General features: G+C 64.6%; 14 protein-coding genes and 1 tRNA gene. 8 read left to right on the forward strand and 7 right to left on the reverse strand.

Going from position 1 to position 17,293, the window contains the following annotated elements; all coding sequences use genetic code 11:
- Positions 1 to 25: 25 nt before the first annotated feature.
- Complete coding sequence (locus tag RTH46_RS19385) at positions 26 to 826, reverse strand: cytochrome c (protein WP_316906380.1); 801 nt, start codon at positions 824 to 826, stop codon at positions 26 to 28.
- A gap of 528 nt (positions 827 to 1,354) precedes the next feature.
- On the opposite strand from RTH46_RS19385, the gene RTH46_RS19390 reads away from it, so the two are divergent.
- On the forward strand, positions 1,355 to 2,089 hold the full coding sequence (locus RTH46_RS19390) for an amidotransferase (protein WP_316906381.1): 735 nt from the start codon (positions 1,355 to 1,357) through the stop codon (positions 2,087 to 2,089).
- A 117-nt stretch (positions 2,090 to 2,206) separates the two neighbouring features.
- On the opposite strand, the gene RTH46_RS19395 is transcribed toward RTH46_RS19390, so the two are convergent.
- From RTH46_RS19395 to RTH46_RS19405, 3 genes are all read right to left on the reverse strand, one after another.
- Positions 2,207 to 3,178 (reverse strand): magnesium and cobalt transport protein CorA, encoded by a 972-nt coding sequence (locus tag RTH46_RS19395; RefSeq protein WP_110992573.1) that lies wholly within the window; start codon positions 3,176 to 3,178, stop codon positions 2,207 to 2,209.
- Between the two features lie 186 nt (positions 3,179 to 3,364).
- Positions 3,365 to 4,090, reverse strand: a complete 726-nt coding sequence (locus RTH46_RS19400; protein ID WP_153786900.1) for a lysophospholipid acyltransferase family protein — start codon at positions 4,088 to 4,090, stop codon at positions 3,365 to 3,367.
- A 136-nt stretch (positions 4,091 to 4,226) separates the two neighbouring features.
- Positions 4,227 to 4,916, reverse strand: coding sequence for a crotonase/enoyl-CoA hydratase family protein (locus RTH46_RS19405; protein ID WP_125463171.1), 690 nt, complete (start codon positions 4,914 to 4,916; stop codon positions 4,227 to 4,229).
- Positions 4,917 to 5,205: 289 nt separating this feature from the next.
- On the opposite strand from RTH46_RS19405, the gene RTH46_RS19410 reads away from it, so the two are divergent.
- Positions 5,206 to 5,295, forward strand: a tRNA-Ser gene (locus RTH46_RS19410).
- A 167-nt stretch (positions 5,296 to 5,462) separates the two neighbouring features.
- Positions 5,463 to 6,359: a hypothetical protein gene (locus tag RTH46_RS19415; protein WP_153786899.1), complete on the forward strand. Its 897-nt coding sequence runs from the start codon at positions 5,463 to 5,465 to the stop codon at positions 6,357 to 6,359.
- An 8-nt stretch (positions 6,360 to 6,367) separates the two neighbouring features.
- On the opposite strand, the gene RTH46_RS19420 is transcribed toward RTH46_RS19415, so the two are convergent.
- Positions 6,368 to 8,500: a TonB-dependent siderophore receptor gene (locus RTH46_RS19420; protein WP_316906382.1), complete on the reverse strand. Its 2,133-nt coding sequence runs from the start codon at positions 8,498 to 8,500 to the stop codon at positions 6,368 to 6,370.
- Positions 8,501 to 8,694: 194 nt separating this feature from the next.
- Positions 8,695 to 9,072 carry a hypothetical protein gene (locus RTH46_RS19425; protein ID WP_125463173.1) on the reverse strand — a complete coding sequence of 126 codons (378 nt, stop codon included), beginning with the start codon at positions 9,070 to 9,072 and terminating at the stop codon, positions 8,695 to 8,697.
- Positions 9,073 to 9,514: 442 nt separating this feature from the next.
- On the opposite strand from RTH46_RS19425, the gene RTH46_RS19430 reads away from it, so the two are divergent.
- From RTH46_RS19430 to RTH46_RS19450, 5 genes are read left to right on the forward strand one after another with little or no spacing between them, the layout of a single operon-like run.
- Positions 9,515 to 10,972 (forward strand): serralysin family metalloprotease, encoded by a 1,458-nt coding sequence (locus tag RTH46_RS19430; RefSeq protein ID WP_153786897.1) that lies wholly within the window; start codon positions 9,515 to 9,517, stop codon positions 10,970 to 10,972.
- Positions 10,973 to 11,025: 53 nt separating this feature from the next.
- Positions 11,026 to 11,403 (forward strand): AprI/Inh family metalloprotease inhibitor, encoded by a 378-nt coding sequence (locus tag RTH46_RS19435; RefSeq protein WP_279846075.1) that lies wholly within the window; start codon positions 11,026 to 11,028, stop codon positions 11,401 to 11,403.
- A 44-nt stretch (positions 11,404 to 11,447) separates the two neighbouring features.
- On the forward strand, positions 11,448 to 13,169 hold the full coding sequence (locus tag RTH46_RS19440; RefSeq protein ID WP_153786895.1) for a type I secretion system permease/ATPase: 1,722 nt from the start codon (positions 11,448 to 11,450) through the stop codon (positions 13,167 to 13,169).
- Complete coding sequence (locus RTH46_RS19445; RefSeq protein ID WP_279846077.1) at positions 13,166 to 14,458, forward strand: HlyD family type I secretion periplasmic adaptor subunit; 1,293 nt, start codon at positions 13,166 to 13,168, stop codon at positions 14,456 to 14,458. Before RTH46_RS19440 ends, RTH46_RS19445 begins: the two co-directional genes overlap by 4 nt.
- A gap of 9 nt (positions 14,459 to 14,467) precedes the next feature.
- Positions 14,468 to 15,820 (forward strand): TolC family outer membrane protein, encoded by a 1,353-nt coding sequence (locus RTH46_RS19450; RefSeq protein WP_410478582.1) that lies wholly within the window; start codon positions 14,468 to 14,470, stop codon positions 15,818 to 15,820.
- Between the two features lie 203 nt (positions 15,821 to 16,023).
- On the opposite strand, the gene RTH46_RS19455 is transcribed toward RTH46_RS19450, so the two are convergent.
- On the reverse strand, positions 16,024 to 17,211 hold the full coding sequence (locus tag RTH46_RS19455; RefSeq protein WP_153786893.1) for an MFS transporter: 1,188 nt from the start codon (positions 17,209 to 17,211) through the stop codon (positions 16,024 to 16,026).
- Positions 17,212 to 17,293 lie beyond the last annotated feature (82 nt).

Raw genomic sequence — 17,293 nt, forward strand, 5'->3', positions numbered from 1 at the left:
CTACAGAAACAGCGCACGATCGGCCTCACTGTTTACGCCCGGCCATATGATTCAGATACGCCAGCAGCGCATCGAGCTCCTGCTCGCTCAGCACCGCAGTGGAAAACCCCGGCATCCTTGCCTGCGGCCACTGCCGCAGGCTCTGCGGGTCGCGGATGTACTGGCGCAGGAACGCCGGCTGGAAATACTCGGTGGGGTTGTGTGGCAGGTTCAAGTCCGGGCCGAACTGCGCGTCGCCTGCGCCATTGAGGCGGTGGCAGGCCAGGCAGTTCTGCTGGAACAGCGCGAAGCCCTGGCGCACCGGGTCATTCTCCGGCAGCGCGGGGGCGGGCAGCAGGGCCGGGAAACGCGCCTCCACCGGCGCCAGGCGGCGGATCGTGGCGATCTGGAACGGCCATTGTTCGGGGCGGATACCGCTGGCCTGCGGGTTGGTCCAGACCAGGTAGAACGGCCCGGCGCTAGGCTTGCCTGCGGCCAGCGGCGGCCAGCCATGGGCGGGGTCTTCGATGGCCAGCCAGGCCTGGGCCGGGCCGCTTTGCAGCAGCGGGCCGGCCGGCATTTCGGCGGCGAAACCATCCAGGGCCACGGCTTGCAGGTGATCTACTGCGCTCACCCCTTCGAGCAGCGCAGCCAGCGGCACCGCGCGGTAATGCATCGCGCGTTTGTAGGCCACATCCTGTTCGATGGTGATGTCGCGGGCTTGTGGGTGGTCGAGCAGTTGCTCGCTCTGCCATTGCTGGTGCTTTTCGCCCAGCTCCAGGTTCAACTGCGCCGCCGAAAGCAGCGGTGTGAGCAACAGGCAGAGCAGGGCGAGGTACAGGCGCATGGGGGTCTCCAACCATCAAGGTCGGCAGATTACCCGTGCACTGCCCGCAAAGGCTACAGCCGCCGTCAGCCAAACAGCCGGGTGAGGTTCGGCAGAATCAGTAGCAGTGTGGTGGCGAAGAGTATGAGCCCGGCTTGGCGTACTTTCGATTGTCTGAACATGGCGGACCGCCTTCTTGTTGTTATTCCTGAATAGCCCTTGGCTTCCCTGTCACGCGTCGGGTCGATCGCAGTGGCGTGGCATGACGCCGTTGCTGCTTGCCTCGTGTTTTGTCGATATACAACCAACAGTAGGGCGCGCGTCAGGCATGTTTCAGAACCCTTTGTTCTATTGGATTTTGCATTGATATCCGAGCGTTTTAAGGCCACTGGCCACCTCGCTGGCACGCACTGGCTAGACGAGTGCGCGCAGGGGGTTACCGAGGGTTACAGGGCCTACCGTTCGTCCGGACATCCTACTTGCTTGTGCTGATATTTCGCGTCAGTCTTTACAGCAAATCCCACCCACATGTCGTTCAGGACTACCGCTATGTCGTTACGCATCTGCATCCTTGAAACCGATGTCTTGCGACCGGAGCTGCTCGCGCAGTACCAGGGCTACGGAAGGATGTTCGAGCAGCTGTTTTCGCGTCAGCCGATCGCTGCCGAGTTTGACGTGTACAACGTCATGAACGGCGACTACCCCCCGGACGGCGTAGCCTTCGATGCTTACCTGGTCACCGGCAGCAAAGCCGACTCGTTCGGCGACGACCCGTGGATCCAGACCCTCAAGGCCTACCTGCTCAAGCTGTATGAGCGTGGCGAGAAGCTGCTGGGCGTGTGCTTCGGCCATCAACTGCTGGCGCTGACCCTCGGTGGCAAGGCCGAGCGCGCCGACAAGGGCTGGGGTGTGGGTGTTCATCGCTACAGCCTGGCGGCCCATGCCCCGTGGATGGACCCGCAAGTGTCCGAGCTGACCCTGCTGATCAGCCACCAGGATCAGGTCACCCAATTGCCCAAGGACGCAACGGTGATCGCCTCCAGCGATTTCTGCCCGAACGCCGCCTATCACATTCGCGACCAGGTGCTGTGCTTCCAGGGCCACCCGGAGTTCGTCCACGACTATTCCCGCGCATTGCTCGATGCGCGCCAGGATTACCTGGGGGATGAGGTCTATCAGAAAGCCGTGGCCAGCCTGGCCACCGAGCACCAGGGTGACCTGGTGGGCGAGTGGATGCTGCGCTTCATCCAGCAGCCGGCCAAGTCCAAGCCTGACGCGGCCTGATCGATCGCGGGGCAAGCCCGCTCCCACGCTGGCTGGACTGCCCCCAAGGGTTGGATTGGTGTCCAACTTCTAGGGGGCAGTCCAGGTCGTGGGAGCGGGCTTGCCCCGCGATGCGTTCTACAGCCAGCCCGATCGCTTGAAGCTGTAGAACAACCCCGCACACCCCAGTCCGATCACACTCAGCACGGCAAAATAGCCGTAGTGCCAGCCCAGCTCCGGCATGTTCTGGAAGTTCATCCCGTAGATCCCGGCAATCGCCGTGGGGAACGCCAGGATTGCCGCCCAGGCCGCGAACTTGCGCTGGGTGATGCTCTGGCGCGAAGACTCCAGCAGCATGCCGATCTCGATGGTCTGGCTGGCGATGTCGCGGATGCCGGCCAGGTCCTCCATCTGCCGCGTGACGTGGATCTGCACGTCGCGAAAGTACGGGCGCATGTTCTTGTCGATGAACGGGAAACTCAAGCGCTGCAGCTCCTCGCTCACCTCGACCATCGGTGCCACGTAGCGGCGCAGGCGCAGGATGTCGCGGCGCAGGCTGTGCAGGCGCTGGATATCCTCCTCCTTGAGCGAGTTGCTGAGCACGCTCTGCTCCAGCTCTTCGATCTCGCCGTGGATGGCTTCGCTGACGGGCTGGTAGTTCTCGGTGACGAAGTCGAGCAGGGCGTACAGCACGAAATCTTCACCGTGCTCGAGCAGCAGCGGGCGCGCCTCGCAACGTTGGCGCACCAGGGCATAGGATTTCGAATGGCCGTTGCGGCAGGTGATGATGTAGCCGTTGCCGGCAAAGATGTGGGTCTCGATGAATTCCAGCCGGCCCTCGTGGCGCACTGGGGAGTAGGTGACGATGAACAGTGCGTCGCCGAAGGTTTCGAGTTTCGGCCGGCTGTGTTTTTCCAGGGCGTCTTCGATCGCCAGTTCGTGCAGGCCGAACTGCCGCTGCAGGTTGGCCAGCTCCTCGGCATTGGGCTCTTCAAGGCCGATCCAGACGAAATGCCCAGGCTTGCGGGCCCATTCGGCGCCTTCATCGAGGCTGATGTTGGTGACTTTCCTGCCGGCACTGTACACCGCAGAGGCGACGACTCGACCCATGGTTGTCCGCTTATTCGGTTGAACACAACGGACAGCTTGGGCTGTGCGGGCGCTTGGGGCAACCCGCAGACATGAAGAATTGCGCAGGCCCTATCGCTGGCAAGCCAGCTTCCACAGGTGCAGCGCAAGTTTCGAGAATGGCGCGGTGAGGGTGGGAGCCGGCTTGCCGGCGATAGGGCCCGAGAGTCAGGCCCCGTTGCCTGGCAGTTCGTTTTCCATATGGTCGATGCAATGCTGCATCTGCGCCTGGCACTGCTCGATCAAGGCGGGCAGGTCGCGCTGGGTCAGGCCTGCGGTGGCGATCGGCGCCAGCGAGCGAATGATCACCGTGCGCCGGCGCCAGCTGTTCAGGCCCATGCGCCGGGTGTAACGGCTGACGCACACCGGCACAATCGGCACGCCGGCTTCGAGGGCCATGTGGAACGCGCCTTTCTTGAACGGCAACAGCTGTTCGCCCGGGTTGCGCGTGCCCTCGGGGAAGACCCAGATCGAGGTGTCGTGCTGCAAGGTGCGGGTAGTCGCCTGCAGCGCCTGGCGTGCCTGGAAGCTGTTCTTGCGGTCTATCAGCACGTTGCCGCCCAGCCAGAACAACTGGCCGAACAGCGGCACCCAGCCCAGGCTTTTCTTGCCGATGGCCACGGTGCGCCGCGGCACCACCTGGCCAATGATGAACAGGTCGTAGTTGGATTGATGGTTGGCAATGATCACGCAGCCCGGGGGCTGGTCCCACAACGGGCCGACCTCGGCCTTGACCTTGATGCCCATGAACCAGGCGGCGGGCACGCTGTAGAGGCGGGCGAACAGGCGGCTGTTGTCGGGGTTGAACGGGCGCAGCAGGCCGATGACCAGGCCGAGCACTCCTACGAGCAGGAAATGCAGCCCCAGCAGGAGCATGCGAAGCAGATAAAGCATGGTACGACTCACACAGGACGATCGCGGCGCAGTGTACGGACGTGCACTGATGGCGGCAAATGCTGTGGGAGGTTTGATGTCTTGTCTGTAGGACCGGCCCGATGAGGCCGATCCTGCAGGTGTTCAGGGCCGCCAATCAGCCCAGGTGGTTCTGGTCCGCCAGGATGGCCTCGTCCAGCACCTCCAGTAGGCCTTTGCGCACCTTCAGCTTGGTGTTCTTGTGCGCCAGCATGTTCAGCTTCTTCATTTCACGGGCGACCGCTGTGGCGGTTTCCAGCAGTTGCTCGGCCGGCACCACTTTGTCGAGGAAGCCAGCGTCCACCGCGCCCTGCGGGTCGAACACCTCGGCATTGTTCACCGAGCGCTGGAAGGCTGCACGGCTCAGGCGGTCACGGGCCAGTTCGATGCCGGCATGGTGCATGGTCATGCCGATCTGCACTTCGTTCAGACAGATCTTGTAGGGGCCTTCGACACCGATGCGGTAGTCGCCCGACAGCAGCAGGAAGGCGCCCTTGGCCACGGCGTTGCCAGGGCAGGCGACGATCACCGGGAAGGGGTGCGAGAGCAGGCGGCGGGCCAGGGTGGAGCCAGCGGTGACCAGCCCGACGGCTTCCTTGGGGCCGGCGGTCATCACCTTGAGGTCGTAACCGCCGGAGAGAATGCCCGGCTGGCCGGTGATGATCACGATTGCACGTTCTTCCACGGCGCGGTCGAGCGCGGCGTTGAACGCCTTGATGACCTCCGGCGAGATCGCGTTGACCTTGCCGTTGTTCAGGGTCAGGGTGGCGATGCCGTCTTCGGCGTGGTAGGTAATCAGCTCGCTCATGGCAGAGTCCTTAGGGTGGCGTGGCGACGACGTTACCCAGCGTCGCCAGCCAGGTAAAGCACCAAGGCTGACCGGTCGGTCAGCGCCAGGCCGCTACCCCTCGCACCATCGGGCCGGCGTATCTGCGGCAGGTAAAAGCGCAGGCCACAATGGCAGCTTTGCCTTGATAACCGAGCGAATTCGGCTGATTGGCTTAAGCGCATGAAAATTCTGAAAAAAATGCTTGCCAAAGAAAAGCTCTTCTACTAAATTAGCGCGCCTCGACAGGCTGAATAGCTTGAAGAGAAACGGTGAAGTGTCCGAGTGGTCGAAGGAGCACGCCTGGAAAGTGTGTATACGAGAAATCGTATCAAGGGTTCAAATCCCTTCTTCACCGCCACATTCTACGAGAAGCCCCCGAATCGAAAGGTTCGGGGGCTTTTTGTTTTGCGCCGCCGGCCATGCCTGGGCAAAGGGCACTGATATTTTTGCCAGTTGGAAAGGTTAGGCCCTGGCGCTAGCGTGGGGCATGTGTTTCTGGACGCTGCAAGCTCCAGGAGGTGCCTCATGTCCGCGATCACGGCGTTTCTTGACGCGCGTTTTGCCGAGCTTCAGCGAGGTTGGTACGAGCGAGGGATGGCCAGCCTGGTTGAAGGGCTGACCGAGTTTCGCCTGACGCTGCCCGATAACGCTTGGGCGAAGGGCGTCCTGCCAGCATGCCGGCAGCATCGTCTGGATAGCCTGCTGCTGGAGGATCCTTTTACCCGGCGTGCGCGTGAACGGCCGCGAGGCTACGCCGGAGACGCGGTCATGATGGACTATATGTATTTTCGCGAACCGCCCAGTCCTTGCAGCGATATAGGCCAGCAGGTGTTCGCGTTCCTGACCGACAGCCCCAATGCCGCGAGCGTGCGCTGGCGACGCGAGCATATCGCGAGCCTGATCAATGCAGAGGTCCGCCAGCGCAAGACATTGTCCGTGCTCGGAGTGGCGTGTGGTCATTGTCGTGAGGGGCTGCTACTCAGCAACGAAGCGATGCTGGCCATCTCCCGATACGACGTGCTGGACCAGGATGACGAAAGCCTCGAGGTCATTGGCCGGACACTGCCCGGGCATATCAAGCCCAAGAAGCTGGCCGCACAAGCGCTAGGCGAGCAGCAGGAGCTGTGTGGCTTCGACTTTGTCTATTCCGCAGGCCTGTATGACTATCTTGACGAGCCCCAGGCCGCCGCCCTGACCAAGGTGCTCGTCGAGCGTACAGCGCCCGGAGGGACGGTGCTGGTGGCCAACTTCACCCAGGACAATTGGGGGCGCGGCTACATGGAGGCGTTCATGAACTGGCGCCTCGTGCTAAGAACCCGTGATGACATGCGGCGGCTGGTGCCAGCCACCGGAGTGGCCGGCAGTGCACTGTACTTCGATCCTTATCGCAATGCGATCTACCTGAAGATAGTGCGGGCGTGAGCCCAGGTTCAGAAGCTCACCGACGCCGACAACCGTGCCGTGCGCGACGCGCCCTGGAACAGGTAGTTGTCCCCCAGGTAATCGCCCACGTCGCGCCAGTAGCGCTTGTCGAATACGTTGTCCACGGTCAGGCGCAGCACCGTGTCGTAGCCGCCGATGCGGGTGCTGTAGCGGCTGCCGATGTCGAACACGGTGTAACCGCCGACTTCGACGTTGCCGGCTTGGCTGGCGTACTTGCTGGCGCTGTAGCGCGCGCCGCCGAGCAGTGCCAGGCCCGGCACGGGCAGGGCGTAGTCGGCGTGCAGCGCGGCGCGCACGCGTGGCACGTTGATCGCCTGATGGCCCTCGTAGGCGTCGGTGCCGCTGTCCTGCACCCGGGCGCGGATTGCCGCGGCACTGGCCTGAAGCTGCAGCTTCGAGGTCACCCAGCCGCTGGCGCCCAGTTCCAGGCCAGTGTTCTTCTGCTGGCCCTGCTGCACGTAGGTGAAAGTGCCGTCGTCCTGCGGCTGTGCGTACTGGTAGGCCTGGCGGATCTGGAACAGCGCGGCACTGAAGCTCATGCCCTGCCAATCGCGCTTGATGCCCACTTCCAGCTGGCGCGACAGGGTGGGGGCGAGGATCTCGGCGGCGTTGCTGGCGAACCACGGCGCCGTGCCGCCACTGGAAAGGCCTTTGGAGTAGCTGGCGTACAGCGTGGTGTCAGGCTGCGGCTTGTAGATCAGCGCCGCATTGGGCAGCAACTGGTACTGCCGGGTATGCCGGCCGGCGATACCGTTTTCATCCCAGGTCTTCTCGTCCAGGCGCACTTCGCGAGCGCCAATGACGGTCTGCCAGTGTTCGTTGAAGGTGATGCGATCGCTGACAAACAGGCCGTACTGGCGGCTGTCCAGGCGGCGTTCGCTGTCGCCGATGGGCCTGTCGGATGGTGCCAGCGCCGGTGCGCCGGTGTAGATGTTGCCCGTGCCCAGCCACTCGTTGTAGTACGAGCGCTGGTCGAGGGTGCGGCGCTGTGCGCTGGCACCCACCGTCAGCTCATGGCCTACGCCGAACGCTTCGAAGCGGCCATCGAGCATGGCCTGGGCCTCGTCGGTGCGCCGGGTGTCGTCGGGGCTGCGGAAATCGTAGATGTCGTAGTCGCCGTTGCTGGCAAAGAACGCGCCCTCACTGGAGCCCCAGGCAAACGCGCTGTAGTCATCGATCACCACCTTGCTGCGCGACGCGCTCAAGGTGCCGTTCCAGTCATCGTTGAAGCGGTACTTGAAGCGCCCGCCCAGGTTCAGCGAGTCGTTCTGCACCGGCTTGGCCCACTGCTGCCAGGCCAGGTGGTCCTTGGGGTCGACGTTGTGCGGCAGTTGGCTGCCGCCCAGCAGTTGGTAGCCCGGCACCGAGTACTGCTCGCGGTGCTGGTATTCGGCGTCCAGCTCCAGCACGGCGTCGGGGTTGATCTGCCAGTCGGCGGCCAGCGAAGCGAAGTCGCGCTTGCCGTCGGCATGGTCGACATAGCTGCGGATGTCTTCATGGGCCAGGTTGACGCGCAGGCCAAACTGGCGCTCGGCGCCGAACCAGCCGCCCAGGTCGGTGGCCAGGTAGCGTTCACCCTGTTCATTGGTGGAAACGCTGAGCGTGCGAACGTCTTCCGTGCGCTTGGTCACGTAGTTGACCAGCCCGCCAGGCTCCGACACGCCGCTTTGCAGCCCCGACAGCCCCTTGAGCAGCTCGACCTGCTGTTTGTTTTCCAGTGCCACGTTCTGCTCACCGGCGATGGTCTGGCCGTTGATCCGGTAACTGCTGGCGGCATTGAGCTCGAAACCGCGCACGTTGAAGTTCTCGTAGTAACCGACCGGCGCATAGCTTTCACCCACCGAGGCGTCGCTCTGCAACACTTCGCTCAGTTTGCGCACCTGGCGGTCGTCGAGCAGCTGGCGGCTGAACACGCTGACCGCCGCCGGGGTATCGAGCAGCGGAGCATTGTGCAGCCCGCCGACCTGCGCCTCGCGGGCCTGGTAGCCATCGCTGCCGTACACCTCGGTGACCTTTACCGGCGCCAGGGTCACGCTGTCTGCTGCCAGGGCATGGGCGCTGTGCAGGGCAAGGCCGAGGCCGAGCAGGCCAAGGGGCAGGCGGGGGCGAAGCGGGGTCATGCGGGGCTCCTTGAAAATACCGACGTCGCCGTTATCGGTCGGCGGCGGTCGGCAGGGCAGGTGTCGGGCAGGGGAAGCCCGCCGGTGTTGCGCCGGTCAGGCGGATGCAAAAGGGCGCCATGTTAACAGGCGCGCACGAGCAAGTGCCTGCAAACGCAGGCACTCAGGGAGAAAACGTATGAGCCGGGGGGAATTCAGGCGGCGACCGGCCGTTGATGCCGACGCCAGTTGTCGTCGATCTTCGACCAGGTCTTGCCATCGGTGATGGCCAGCAGCTTGCGGCCATCCTTGAAGGTGGCGATGAAGGTCACTTCGTCCTCCTTGCCACCCAGCAGCAGGCCGGCGAGCAGGCCGACCGGCCCGGCCACCAGTGCCCCGGCCATGCCCCAACCCAGGGCGCCGCCCAGGCTGCGGGTCGATTCCAGGTTGGCCAGTTTCAGCTCCTGGATGCGTGTGAGGGAAATGCGCTCGCCAGGCGAGGGGCTGCGCGGGGTCTTGAGTGTGAGCGCTCCGTTGCGATACTCGCCTTCACCTTGCAAGAAATCGCCGGATTGCACCGTGAGTCTTGTCATCGTGTCGTCCTGTCGGGAAAGGGCTTTTGACCAACGCCTAATGAGCGCCGAGGGCGCGTGCAAGTCAACGGCCAGGCGACGGAGGGTCGTGTGGCCGGTTGTCGCGCAGTAAAGCGCCTAAACGAAATGATGCTTCGAATGAACATCAAGTGGTCGCATTTTCATAAGTAAACTTCGGGCGGATGAATAAAAACCACCGAGTCATTAATGGGACTCATGGTTTTATCCGGGTTTGCCGGGGTAATAACAGTTTGCGCAAATAACGGCATAGCAGTGCTGTTGTTCACAAACGAAAAAATCCTGTCAGAAAACGCTGGACAGAAAGTTTCGTTATGTGTCAGTTTTTTTGCGCCTCATAAGGGCGAGTGACAGGATGAACTCGCCAAGTGGGAGAGTCCTGTCTGACATCAACTGCTTGTTTGTAAACAAGGAAGTAACCTGCATGTCGAAAGTCCAAGTTAATGCCAGTGTTTCGGCCGCTTCTGCGTTACAACCGCAAGGGCCGAGTGCCTCCGCCGGTGTGATAGACCGTTTCGCCCATCAGTACGATCGCGGCGGCGCCAACATCAACGGCAAACCGTCCTACACCGTCGACCAGGCGGCCGATTTCATCCTGCGCGATGGTGCGGCCTGGAAAGACCTGAACAAGGACGGCACCATCAGCCTCACCTACACCTTCCTCAACCGCGCGCCGTCGGACTTCTACAGCCGCGAACTGGGCAGCTTCAGCCAGTTCAGCAGCCTGCAGAAGGATCAGGCCAAGCTCGCCATGCAGTCCTGGGCGGACGTGGCCAAGGTGACCTTCACCGAGGCGGCGTCGGGCGGCGACGGTCACATGACCTTCGGTAACTACAGCGCCAACGACGGCGGCGCGGCCTTCGCCTACCTGCCGTTCGACCAGCCGGGCTCGCACAAGGGTGAATCCTGGTACCTGATCAACAGCGGCTACCAGGTCAACACCACCCCGGGCACCGGCAACTACGGGCGCCAGACCCTCACCCACGAAATCGGCCACGTGCTCGGGCTGTCCCACCCCGGCGACTACAACGCCGGCAATGGCAACCCGACCTACCGCGACGCCACCTACGCCCAGGACACCCGCGGCTACAGCGTCATGAGCTACTGGAGCGAGAGCAACACCGCGCAGAACTTCGTCAAGGGCGGCGGGCAGTATTACGCCTCGGCGCCGCTGCTGGACGATATCGCGGCGATCCAGAAGCTCTACGGCGCCAACTACGCGACCCGCTCGGGCGACACGGTGTATGGCTTCAACTCCACGGCCGATCGCGACTTCTACTCGGCCACTTCGGCGTCGTCGAAGGTGGTGTTCGCGGTGTGGGACGGTGGCGGCAACGACACCCTGGACTTCTCCGGTTTCACCCAGAACCAGAAGATCAACCTCAACGAGGCGTCGTTCTCCGACGTGGGTGGCATGGTCGGCAACGTGTCCATCGCCAAGGGCGTCACCGTGGAAAATGCCTTCGGCGGTTCGGGCAACGACCTGCTGATCGGCAATGCCGTGGCCAACCTGCTCAAGGGCGGTGCCGGCAACGACATCATCTACGGCGGTGGCGGTGCCGATACCCTGTGGGGTGGCGCCGGCGCGGACACCTTCGTGTTCGGCGCGGTCAGTGATTCGGCCAAGGCGGCACCGGACCGGATCATGGACTTCACCAGTGGCCAGGACAAGATCGACCTGTCGGGCATGGCCGCCTTCGCCGTGGACAAGCTGCCGCTGCAGTTCGTCAACGCCTTCACCGGCCATGCCGGCGAGGCGATCCTGAGCTACGACCAGGCCACCAACCTGGGCAGCCTGACCATCGACTTCACCGGAAACAGCCTCGGCGATTTCCTGGTGACCACCGTTGGCCAGGCCGCTGTCACCGACATCGTGGTCTGATGCAAGAGGGGGCGGCGTGTGCGCGCCGCCCCTTTTTGAGCTGAGGTTGACGCATGCCTGTATGCAAACCAATGATCGCCTTGTGGGCGATCCCCCTGATGGTGATGACCGAGGTCAGTATGGCCAGCAGCCTGTTACTCCCCAACCCCGCGCAATTGGCCGGGCGTTGGCAGCTTTACCCTGAACGCCAGCAAGCGCAGGCCTGTGAACTGCGCCTCGACGCCAACGAAGGCGCGCTGGGCGGCGATCTGGATTGTGTCGCGCAGCTGATCGGCCTGCGCCCCGGCAGTTGGCTGGTAACCCCGGACACCCTGGCCCTGGTGGGTGGGGACGGCAGCAGCGTGGTGCACTTCAGCCGCGAGGGCGCCCTGCGCTATGGCTGGACCGCTCCGGACGGTACGCCGCTGATACTCGAACGCCAGCACCCATAACCCCCGCCCGGCACTTTGAAGTGCCGGGCCAATAAGGGCGAAACATGAAACAACCGAGCCAAAAGCCCGGGGCACCCTTGTGGGCGGCGCTCGGCAATTACAAGTCGACCTTGATCAGCGTTGGCTGTTTTACCGCACTGATCAATGTATTGATGCTGGTACCTTCCATTTATATGTTGCAAGTGTACGACCGTGTACTGAGTTCGCAGAACACCACAACCTTGTGGATGCTGACCTTGATGGTCGTCGGCTTTTTCGTATATATCGGTGCGCTCGAGGCGGTGCGCAGTTTCATTGTTATCCGCGTGGGTAACCAGTTGGAGAAAAGTTTCAACCTGAGTGTGTATCGCGCCGCCTTCGAGCGTAACTTGCGCCAGCGTGACGGCGCTGCCGGGCAAGCGTTGAACGACCTCACCCAACTGCGCCAGTTCGTCACCGGGCCTGCATTGTTCGCCTTCTTCGATGCCCCCTGGTTCCCCCTCTACCTGGCGGTGATCTACCTGTTCAATGTGTGGCTCGGGGTGATGGCCACGGTCGGCGCATTGCTGTTGGTCGGCCTGGCCGTGCTCAACGAGCGCCTGACCCATGCCACCCTGGCCGAGGCCAGCAACGTCCAGCAGCAATCGACCATGCTCGCGGCAAGCCAGCTGCAGAGCGCCGAAAGCATCCAGGCCATGGGCATGCTCGGCGCCCTGCGCCAGCGCTGGTTCGCCCTGCACGGGCGCTTCCTCGACCTGCAGAACCGCGCCAGCGACACCTCGGCGGTGATAACCGCCAGCAGCAAGGGCCTGCGCCTGTGCCTGCAATCGCTGGTACTGGGCCTGGGCGCACTGTTGGTGATAGAGGGGCAGATGACACCCGGCATGATGATCGCCGGTTCCATCCTCATGGGCCGGGTGCTCAGCCCGATAGACCAGCTGATCGCGGTGTGGAAGCAGTGGAGCGGCGCCCAGCTGGCCTACCAGCGCCTGGGCAGCTTGTTGCACGATCACCCCGAGCCACCGGCGCCCATGCCGTTGCCGGCACCCACCGGTGCCCTGGCGGTGGAGCAGCTCAGCGCCGGTCCGCCCGGGCGCAACCTGGCCACGCTGGCGCAGGTGAGCTTCAGCCTGGCACCGGGTGAACTGCTGGGCGTGCTGGGGGCCTCGGGTTCGGGCAAGTCGACCCTGGCCAAGGTGCTGGTCGGCGTATGGCCGAGCCTGGCCGGGCATGTGCGCCTGGATGGCGCCGAGCTCAAGCAATGGGACCGTGAAGCCCTTGGCCCGCACATTGGCTACCTGCCGCAGAACATCGAGCTGCTGCGCGGCAGCATTGCCGAGAACATCGCCCGCTTCGGCGAGCTGGACGGCCAGAAAGTGGTCGAAGCCGCGCGTCTGGCCGGGGTACATGAGCTGATCCTGCGCCTGCCCCAGGGCTACGACACCCGCCTGGGCGAGGCGGGCGCCGACCTGTCCGGCGGGCAGAAGCAACGCATTGCCCTGGCCCGCGCGCTGTATGGCAACCCCTGCCTGATCGTACTCGACGAGCCCAACTCCAACCTCGACAGCCCCGGCGAAGCCGCCCTGGCCAGCGCCCTGATGCAGCTCAAGGCCCAGGGCCGCACCGTGGTGCTGGTCACGCACCGCAGCGCGGCACTGGCCCAGGCCGACAAACTGCTGGTGCTCAACGAAGGACGCATGCAGGGCTTCGGCCCGGCCCGCGACATTCTCCACGCCCTCGGCCAAGGCCCGGCGCAACGCCCTTTGCAGGCTGGAGGTGGCGCATGAGCCGGCATGAGCGCGATGCGCGTTTCCATGTGCGCCTGGGTTGGCTGCTGACCCTGGTCGGCTTTGGCGGATTCATGGCCTGGGCCAGCCTGGCGCCGCTCGACCAGGGCGTGCCGGTGCAAGGCACGGTGGTGGTGTCGGGCAAGCGCAAGGCGGTGCAGTCCATGGCGGCCGGCGTGGTCAGCCGGATCCTGGTCAGCGAGGGCCAGCAGGTGCGCCAGGGCGAGCCGCTGTTTCGCCTCGACCGCACCCAGGTGCAGGCCGATGTGGACGCGCTGCAGGCCCAGTACCGCATGAGCCGCGCCAGCCTGGCGCGCTGGCAGAGCGAGCGCGACAACCTTGGCCAGTTGCAGTTTCCCGCCGAGCTCAGCGCCGATGCCGACCCCAGGCTGGGGCTGATCCTCGAAGGCCAGCGCCAGTTGTTCGACAGCCGGCGCCAGGCCCTGGCCCGCGAGCAGGGCGCCCTGGCCGCCAGCATCGATGGCTCCCAGGGCCAGTTGGCCGGCATGCGCCGCGCCCGCGGCGACCTGCAGGCCCAGGCCGATTCGTTGCGCGAGCAGCTGGACAGCCTGCGGCCGCTGGCCGGCGAGGGCTACATCCCGCGCAACCGGGTGCTGGAGTACCAGCGCCAGCTGTCGCAGGTGCAGCGTGACCTGGCGCAGAACGCTGGCGAAAGCGCACGGCTTGAACAGGTGATCGTCGAGGCGCGGCTCAACCTGCAGCAGCGCCGCGAGGAGTACCAGAAAGAAGTGCGCAGCCAGCTGGCCGAGGCCCAGGTGAAAGCGGCGACCCTCGAACAGCAGCTCAATTCCGCGCGTTTCGACCTGCAGCACAGCGAGATCCTCGCCCCGGCCGACGGCATCGCGGTGAACCTGGGCGTGCACACCGAGGGCGCGGTGGTGCGTGCCGGTGACACCTTGCTGGAAATCGTCCCCCAGGGCACCGCGCTGGAGGTGGAAGGGCGCCTGCCGGTCAACCTGGTGGACAAGGTGGCGCCACAGCTGCCGGTGGACATCCTGTTCACCGCGTTCAACCAGAACCGCACGCCCAGGGTCACCGGCGAAGTGGCGCTGGTGTCGGCCGACCAGCTGATCGACGAACGCACCGGCCAGCCGTATTACGTACTGCGCAGCAGCGTCAGCGACGCGGCGCTGGCACGCCTGCAAGGGCTGTCGATCCGCCCGGGCATGCCCGCCGAACTGTTCGTACGTACCGGCGAACGCTCGCTGCTCAACTACCTGTTCAAGCCCCTGCTCGACCGTGCAGGCAGCGCCTTGACCGAACAATAAGGACTGCGTGTGAACAAGCTGCAATTGATCGGGCTGCTGGCGGCCTGTGCCTGGCTGCCGCCGGCCGCGCAGGCGGCCATGGGGCCGTTCCAGGTCTACGAGCAGGCGCTGCGCCGCGACCCGACCTACCTGGCCGCCTTCAAGGAGCACGAGGCCGGCCAGGCCTACCGTGACATCGGCCGCGCCGGGCTGCTGCCGAACCTGTCGTACAACTACAACCGCGGCCGCAACGATTCCGAGGTGTCCTACCTGGGGGATTCGCGGCGCCAGACTGAGGACCGCAACTACAACAGCATGGGTTCGAGCTTCACCCTGCAGCAGCCCTTGTTCGATTACCAGGCCTATTCGAGCTACCGCAAGGGCGTGGCCCAGGCGCTGTATGCCGACGAGAACTTCCGCGATCAGAGCCAGCAACTGTTGGTGCGGGTGATGACCAGCTACACCAAGGCGCTGTTCGCCCAGGACCAGATCGCCATCAGCGTGGCCAGCAAACAGGCCTACCGCCAGCAGTTCCAGCAGAACCAACGGCTGTTCGATGCCGGTGAAGGCACTCGCACCGATATCCTCGAAGCCCAGGCCCGTTTCGAGTTGGCCGATGCCGAGGAGATTCAGGCGCGCAACGAGCAGGATGCCGCGCTGCGCGAGCTGGGCGCGTTGATCGGCGAGCCTGCGGTGCGGGTCGAGGACCTGGCGCCGCTGCAAGCCGGTTTCGTCCTGCCGCCGGTCGAGCCGAGCGGCTATGAGGCCTGGCAGGAGCGGGCCGTGGCCAACAATCCACAGCTGGCATCGTCGCGTCAGGCGGTGGAAGTGGCGCGTCAGGAGGTGGAACGCAACCGTGCCGGGCACCTGCCCAGGGTCACCGCGTTCGCCACCTCGCGGCGCCAGGAGTCGGACAGCGGCAACACCTACAACCAGCGCTACGACACCAACACCGTCGGCATCGAGGTCAGCGTGCCGATCTTCGCCGGTGGCGCCGTCTCGGCCTCGACCCGCCAGGCCAGCCGGCAGCTGGAGCAGGCCGAATATGCCATGGACGGCACTACCCGCAGCGCCCTGATCGAGCTGCGCAGGCAGTACAACGCCTGTCAGTCCGGGGCCAGCCGGCTGCGTGCCTACGAGCGTGCGCAGGTGGCGGCCGAGGCGTTGGTGGTGTCGACGCGCAAGAGCGTGCAGGGCGGCGAGCGGGTCAACCTGGATGTGCTCAATGCCGAGCAACAGCTGGCCACCACCCGCCGCGACCTGGCCCAGGCGCGGTATGACTACCTGCTGGCCTGGATCAAGCTGCACTACCAGGCGGGGGTGTTGAGCGAGACGCAGCTGGCGCGGGTGGATGAGGCGTTTGGCGTAGGCAAGTCAGGCTGACTCCAGGCCATGCACAAACCCTTGTAGGAGCAACTGTCTTGCTCAACTGCTAAAGCTAGCGCGATCCCTGTGGGAGCGGGCTTGCCCGCGAACACCGGCGCAGCCGGTGCCATCCACCGTGCTGCCTGTTTCGCGGTGGTCCGGCACTCCGGTAAACCCGCTCCCACACGAATTACGCTGCCCCTTAAGCCTGCGTTGTATTTTCAGGCTGTTACGACCAGCTTCCCGCGCCTGCGCTCCGCCAACCCCCACACAACCAGCGCCACGGCGCCGATCACCACCCCGGCGGCGACGATCCCGTTCCAGCCGTACGACTGGAACAACTGCGTCCCCAGCAACGAGCCCAGCGCGCCGCCGATGAAATAGCAGGTGATGTAGCCGGCATTGAGCCGTGTACGCGCTTCAGGGCGCAGCACGATCACCGCATTCTGGTTGCTCACGTGCACCAGCTGCACCGCCAGGTCCAGCAGCAGCACGCCCAGCAGCAGCGCCGCCAGCGAGCTTTGCGCAAAGCCCAGCGGCAGCCACGACAGCAGCAGCGCCACCAGGCCCACCGTGGTGCCCAGCGAACCCTTGCCGCGGTCGGCCAGGCGCCCGGCCCAGTTGGCTGCCAGCGCCCCGGCCGCACCGGCCAGGCCGAACAGACCGATCACTGCGTCGGAATAGTGGTACGGCGGGTTGCTCAGCAGGAACGCCAACGGCGTCCAGAACAGCGCGAACAGGCTGAACGCCAGCAAGCCCAGCAGTGAACGCAAACGCAGTACCGGCTCTTCGATGAACAGGCGGAACACCGAGCCGATCAGCGCCGGGTACTTGAGCCCGGCGTGGCTGTGGTGCTGTGGCAGGCTGCGGTAGAGGGCGAGGGCGGTGATTGCCATCAGCACAGCAGCCAGTACGTAGATGCTGCGCCAGCCGCCCAGTTCGGCCATGAAGCCGGCGGCGGTGCGCGCCAGCAAAATGCCCAGCAGCAGGCCGCTCATCAGCGTGCCCACGGCGCGACCGCGCTGGTCCGGGGCGCTGAGGGCGGCGGCCATCGGCACCAGGATCTGCGCCACCACCGAGAACAGCCCGGTCAGCGCGGTGCCGAGGATCAGCCAGGGCAGGCTCGGCGCGCAGGCGCTGATGACCAGGCCGGCGGTGGCGATCAGCACCATGGTCACGATCAGCCGGCGCTGTTCGAACAGGTCACCCAGCGGTGCCAGCAATAACAGGCCGGCGCCATAGCTGAGCTGGGCGGCGATGACGATGGTGCCGGCGCCGGCGGTGCTGAGGCCGAACTGTTCGGCGATGCTGTGCAACAGCGGTTGGGCGTAGTAGTTGCTGGCCACGGCCAGCCCGGTGGCGGTGGCCATCAGCAGGATCAGGGCGCGGCTGAGAGTGGGGGCGTTCATGGTCGTCTCGTGGCAGGCAAGGTGGAATGGCAACAAGTATCAGGAAGTGTCTTGCATGACGCCAATGTATAGTTTTCAGCAT

The organism is Pseudomonas sp. zfem004 (assembly GCF_032621715.1).
Lineage (GTDB): Bacteria > Pseudomonadota > Gammaproteobacteria > Pseudomonadales > Pseudomonadaceae > Aquipseudomonas > Aquipseudomonas sichuanensis.